A 5557-nucleotide genomic window follows, 5' to 3' on the forward strand; every position below is an offset into this window, starting at 1 on the left:
GCCGCCTTCAGCAGGTTGCCGGCCCGCGAGCCGTCGCGGGAGACGCCGCAGGCGATCCGCAGCTCCTCCAGGGGGACGTGGCGTCCGTGGTGACCCAGCACCATGGCGAGCGCGGCGGCGCCGCACTCCACGGCCTCCATCTGGAGCACCGTCGGGGTGCGCACGGTGCGGCGGCGCATCCGGCGGAGGGCGGGTCGCCGCGGAGGTACGGCCCGGCGCCGGCCGCGGACGGGCGGCGGCAGGTCCTTCCGGGAGGTCACGGCCTGTGGGGTCACGGCAGGAGCCAATCGACGGGGTGCTGGTCGGCCACGCGGACGGAGGCGGTGGCCTGTGTCATGGAGTCCAGCCGGAAGGGCGGCCCGTCCTCGGTGGACCACGCGTAGCCGCTCCTCGTCGACGACGAGCGGAGCAGCCCGACGGTGACGGCGACCGGCGCGCCGTCCTCGGTGAGACGCGCGGCCAGCCCGGAGTCGCCCAGGAAGGAGGCGATGCGCCGGGGCGACTGCGCCCGCCGTTCCACCGACCGCACCTCGCCGCGCAGCACCCCGTACCGGGAGGCCGGCGCGGTCTGCACGGTGAGGTCCACCCGGTCGCCCTCGCGGACCTCGGCCGCCTCGCCCGCCGGGACGTACACGGTGGCGTACAGCGGTGCGTCGTCGGCCACCACCTTCTCGACCGCCGCCACGTCGGCGCCGGTCTGCAGCACCGCCCCGACGTTCACGGCGAGCGCGGTGACGCGTCCGGCCTCGACCGTCCGTACGGGGACGTCGCCCTCGGCGGTGCGCACCCTCAGGACGGGCGCCCCGGCGCCGAGGCGGTCGCCCTCCTCGGCGAGCACCTCGGTCACCTGTCCCGTGACGGGGCTCTGCAGGACGTAACTGCCCCGCCCGTGGGTGAGCACGGCCGGCGCGCTCACCGTGGTGACGACCGAACCGGCCACCGCCCAGAGGGACGCGGCGGCCATCACGACCAGGGTCACCGAGAGCACCAGCCAGCCCTGCGGCCGGGCGAGCCGGGCGGGCAGCTCGAGGTCCTCCGGCGAGCGCAGCTTGTCGAGAGCCTGCTGGCGGAACTGCACGGGTCTTCCTTCGACTGTGCGGAAATACCGGCCGCCCTGTGCGGGAACCGGTGCGGAACGCCGGGGGTCCCGGAGCCGTGCGACGGCTCCGGGACCCGGCGGCGCGGTGTCCGACCGGAGATCGTGGGGGGACCGGTCAGGAATCGCGTGCGGTCAGAGGCTGTTGACCAGGCCGGTGACCGGAGCGGTGTTCAGGCCGGTGGTGCCCTCGACCGTGGAGATCGCGGTGTTGAGGATGCCGGAGACCGGGACGATGCCGTCGACGACGCCGGTCACGGCACCGAGGGTCTCGCCGAGCAGACCACCGGAGACGTTGTCCAGCTCGGCGTCGGAGATTTCGGCGGTCTCGACCTGGGGGACGAAGTTCATGGGAACTTCCCTTCGTAAGGGCCTTCTTATGGGGACTCGCGCCGTGGGCCGACCAGGCTCCGGAGGGGGGCCTGCCGTCCCTGCGGCGCGGTGGGATCAAAGCACGGGCGCGTCGCCGTCTTCCAATCAACAACCGCTGCGAGCTGGGCTTTTGGCTCCAGGTCGGCGGGAAACGTGAATGCCCCGTCACTGCTCGGGGATCTCTTCCACACAAGCGGCACGCCGCGGTCGCAGGCCCTTTGCGCCACGCCCCGGCCGGAACGGGCATTGCGGACCACGCCCGGTCGCCGACGGTCCGGGGCGGGCCGGGACGGTGCCTGCTTCGGGCAGCAGGTGTGCAGATTTCCCGCACGCCGGTCCGGCGGGGGCGGGACGGCGACGGTGACGGGGGAGGGGGCGGGCGGCCCGGCCGGCCGTCCCTTGACTTTCCCTCGACGGGGAACGGAGCATGCCCAGGCAGGTGAACACGTGTTCACCTGGCGCATCCGTGGACCTTCGCAACGACGGGAATCGCACCATGACCCTCACCCGTGACCTGCTCATCGGCGGCAAGGACGTGCCCGCCGCCTCCGGACGGACGGAGGAGGACGTCAACCCGTTCACCGGCGAGGTGTACGCGAGGGTCGCCGCCGCCGGACCCGAGGACGTGCGGCGCGCCGTGGACGCGGCGGACGCCGCCTTCGAGGAGTGGGCCGCGCTCGCCCCGTTCGCCCGCCGCGCCATCTTCCTCAAGGCCGCCGACATCCTGGACGGCAAGGCGGAGGAGGTCGCCGGGATGATGGCGAACGAGGCCGGCGGAACCCGCCCCTGGGCCATGTTCAACGCGGGCCTCGGTGCCAACATGCTGCGCGAGGCGGCCGCCGCGGTCACCGCGCCCCGCGGCGAGGTGCTCAGCTCCCAGCAGGAGGGCGTGCTCGGCATGGCGGTCCGCGAGCCGCTCGGCGTGGTGGCCGCCTTCGCCCCGTGGAACGCTCCCGTGATCCTGGGCGTCCGCGCCGTCGCCGCGCCGCTCGCCGCGGGCAACACGGTGGTGGTCAAGGCCAGCGAGGACGCGCCGGTGGCCTGCGCCCTCTTCGTCGCCGACGTGCTGCGCGAGGCCGGCCTGCCGGACGGTGTGCTCAACGTCGTCACCAACGCGCGCGAGGACGCGGCCGAGATCGCCGAGACGCTGATCGCCGACCCGCGGGTGCGGGCGGTGAACTTCACCGGCTCCACCGGGGTCGGCCGGATCATCGGCACCCACGCCGCCCGCCACCTGAAGCCGGCGGTCCTGGAACTCGGCGGCAAGAACGCCGTCATCGTGCTCGAGGACGCGGACCTCGACCACGCCGTGGACGCCGCCACCTTCGGCGTCTTCATGAACGCCGGCCAGATATGCATGTCGGGCGACCGCGTCCTGGTCCACGCGTCGCTCGCCGACGAGTTCTGCCGGCGGTTCGCCGCCAAGGCCGCCTCGCTGTCCGCCGGAGACCCGACCCGCCCCGAGACGGTGATCGGCCCCCTGGTCACCGCCGACGCCGCCCGGCGGGTCGCCGCCCTGGTCCGGGACGCCGTCGGCAAGGGCGCCACCGTCCTGACCGGAGGCGGCGAGCCGGACGGCGCCGTGCACCCCGCGACCGTGCTCACCGACGTGCCCGAGGACGCCGACCTCCACCACGCGGAGGCCTTCGGCCCGGTCTGCGTGGTGCGCAGCTTCGCGACCGACGACGAGGCCGTCGCGCTCGCCAACGACACCGAGAACGGGCTCACCTGCGGCATCATCACCGAGAACGCCACCCACGGACTGCGCCTGGCCCGGCGCGTGCGCACCGGCATCGTCCACGTCAACGACCAGTCGGTGGGCGACGAGCCGCAGGCCCCGTTCGGCGGCGTCAAGGCCTCCGGCTACGGGCGCTTCGGAGGGCGCTGGGGCATCGAGGCGTTCTCCGCCACCCGTTGGGTGACGGTCGCCACCGAGCACGCCCACTACCCCTTCTGACGACCCCTTCCGGCGGGACCGGACCCGCCCCCGCCGGGGCGGGTCCACGCCGCTGACCTGCGCGACGTCGCCACGTCTGCGGCACGCGCCGAGGCCGGTGACGTACGGTGGGGACGCCGGATCCCGGTCCACGTCCCCGACGAAAGGTCACCCATGGCGCAGGAAGTACGCGGCGTAGTCGCCCCAGGCAAGAACCAGCCGGTGCGGGTCGAGACGATCCTGGTGCCGGACCCGGGACCGGGCGAGGCCGTGGTGAAGATCCAGGCCTGCGGCGTCTGCCACACCGACCTGCACTACAAGCAGGGCGGCATCAGCGACGACTACCCCTTCCTGCTCGGTCACGAGGCGGCCGGTGTGGTGGAGTCGGTCGGCGAGGGCGTCACCGACGTCGCTCCCGGCGACTTCGTCGTCCTCAACTGGCGTGCCGTGTGCGGTCAGTGCCGCGCCTGTCTGCGGGGCCGACCCTGGTACTGCTTCGACACCCACAACGCGCGGCAGCGGATGACCCTCGCCGACGGCACCGAACTGAGCCCCGCCCTGGGCATCGGGGCCTTCGCCGAGAAGACCCTGGTCGCGGCCGGCCAGTGCACCAAGGTCGACCCGTCGGTCTCTCCCGCCGTCGCCGGACTCCTCGGCTGCGGCGTGATGGCCGGCATCGGCGCCGCCATCAACACCGGCGGGGTCGGCCGCGGCGACAGCGTCGCGGTCATCGGCTGCGGCGGTGTCGGCGACGCGGCGATCGCGGGGGCGAACCTGGCGGGCGCCGCGCGGATCATCGCCGTGGACATCGACGACCGGAAGCTGGAGACCGCCCTCACCATGGGCGCCACCCACACCGTCAACTCGAAGAACGCGGACGCCGTCGAGGCGATCCGGGAACTCACCGGCGGCTTCGGCGCCGACGTGGTGATCGAGGCGGTCGGCCACCCGGAGACCTACCGGCAGGCCTTCTACGCGCGTGACCTGGCCGGCACCGTCGTCCTGGTCGGCGTGCCCACGCCGGAGATGAAGCTGGAGCTCCCGCTGCTCGACGTCTTCGGCCGCGGCGGCTCCCTGAAGTCCTCCTGGTACGGCGACTGCCTGCCCTCCCGCGACTTCCCCATGCTGATCGACCTGCATCTCCAGGGCCGCCTGCCGCTGGACAAGTTCGTCACCGAGACGATCGAACTGACCGACGTGGAGGCGGCGTTCGAGCGCATGCACCACGGCGACGTGCTGCGTTCGGTGGTGGTCCTCCCGTGACCGCGCGGATCGAACGCCTCGTCACCGCAGGGCAGTTCAGCCTGGACGGCGGCACCTGGGACGTGGAGAACAACGTCTGGATCGTCGGCGACGACCACGAGGCCGTGGTGATCGACGCCGCGCACGACGCGGAGGCGATCCTGCGGGCGGTCGGCGACCGCCGGCTGACCGGCGTCATCTGCACCCACGCGCACAACGACCACATCGGCGCAGCCCCCGAGCTCGCCGAGCGCACGGGTGCGACGATCTGGCTGCACCCGGACGACCTGCACCTGTGGAAGCAGACCCACCCGGACCGGCTGCCCGACGCCTGGCTCGAGGACGGCCTGCGGATCGAGGTGGCCGGCACCGACCTGGAGGTGATCCACACCCCCGGGCACGCCCCCGGCGCCGTCTGCCTGCGGGCCGTCGCGCTGGGAGTCGTCCTCACCGGCGACACGCTCTTCCAGGGCGGACCCGGAGCCACCGGCAGGTCCTGGTCGAGCTTCCCGGACATCATCGAATCGATTCGCGAGAAGTTGCTCACGCTGCCGCCGGAGACCAAGGTCCTCACCGGCCACGGAGACGGCACCACCATCGGTGAAGAGGCCCCCCACCTGGAGGAATGGATCGCGCGGGGGCGCTGACCCGGGCGGCCCGCCGGTGCGCCGCACGACCGGGACGGTGAACCGGACCGCCCGCGCGGCGTGCCGGTTCCCGTCCCGTTCACCACGCACCCGTCCGGTGATGTCATCATTTGTTCGCCGACGTGGCTGACCCGGGACCGCCTCCCAGGGCGCGGACCCGTGCCGGCGGAACCCGTGCCGGCGGAACCGGCACGTGGCAGAAGAACACCAGAGAAAGGCCCTGGGTCATGGGGGACATCCGCAGACGGGGCGCCGCCCTGCTGG

The 5557-nt window shown here is 73.3% G+C and carries 6 protein-coding genes; 3 read left to right on the top strand and 3 right to left on the bottom strand.

The genetic code is table 11. The annotated features are described in order from the left end of the window. The 3 genes from HW445_RS17020 to HW445_RS17030 all read right to left on the bottom strand — a co-directional run. Positions 1–260, bottom strand: a 260-nt coding sequence (locus tag HW445_RS17020) for a cysteine peptidase family C39 domain-containing protein (RefSeq protein ID WP_308799331.1), incomplete at its 3' end; no start/stop codon positions are given. An 11-nt stretch (positions 261–271) separates the two neighbouring features. Beyond that, positions 272–1078: an HlyD family efflux transporter periplasmic adaptor subunit gene (locus HW445_RS17025; RefSeq protein ID WP_180221864.1), complete on the bottom strand. Its 807-nt coding sequence runs from the start codon at positions 1076–1078 to the stop codon at positions 272–274. A gap of 153 nt (positions 1079–1231) precedes the next feature. Then, positions 1232–1447: a type A2 lantipeptide gene (locus HW445_RS17030; RefSeq protein ID WP_151774049.1), complete on the bottom strand. Its 216-nt coding sequence runs from the start codon at positions 1445–1447 to the stop codon at positions 1232–1234. 517 nt (positions 1448–1964) lie between these two features. Here HW445_RS17030 and HW445_RS17035 point away from each other — a divergent pair. The 3 genes from HW445_RS17035 to HW445_RS17045 all read left to right on the top strand — a co-directional run bounded on the left by HW445_RS17035 (position 1965) and on the right by HW445_RS17045 (position 5293). Continuing rightward, positions 1965–3425 (top strand): aldehyde dehydrogenase family protein, encoded by a 1461-nt coding sequence (locus tag HW445_RS17035; protein WP_180221865.1) that lies wholly within the window; start codon positions 1965–1967, stop codon positions 3423–3425. A 153-nt stretch (positions 3426–3578) separates the two neighbouring features. Continuing rightward, positions 3579–4667 carry an S-(hydroxymethyl)mycothiol dehydrogenase gene (locus tag HW445_RS17040; RefSeq protein WP_180221866.1) on the top strand — a complete coding sequence of 363 codons (1089 nt, stop codon included), beginning with the start codon at positions 3579–3581 and terminating at the stop codon, positions 4665–4667. Then, the gene (locus HW445_RS17045) at positions 4664–5293 is read left to right on the top strand and encodes an MBL fold metallo-hydrolase (protein ID WP_180221867.1); all 630 of its coding nucleotides are present in this window, start codon (positions 4664–4666) and stop codon (positions 5291–5293) included. The genes HW445_RS17040 and HW445_RS17045 overlap by 4 nt, the downstream gene beginning before the upstream one ends. Positions 5294–5557: the final 264 nt, after the last annotated feature.

Origin of the sequence: Streptomyces sp. UH6 (assembly GCF_013421635.1) — a bacterium.
Lineage (GTDB): Bacteria > Actinomycetota > Actinomycetes > Streptomycetales > Streptomycetaceae > Streptomyces > Streptomyces abyssomicinicus.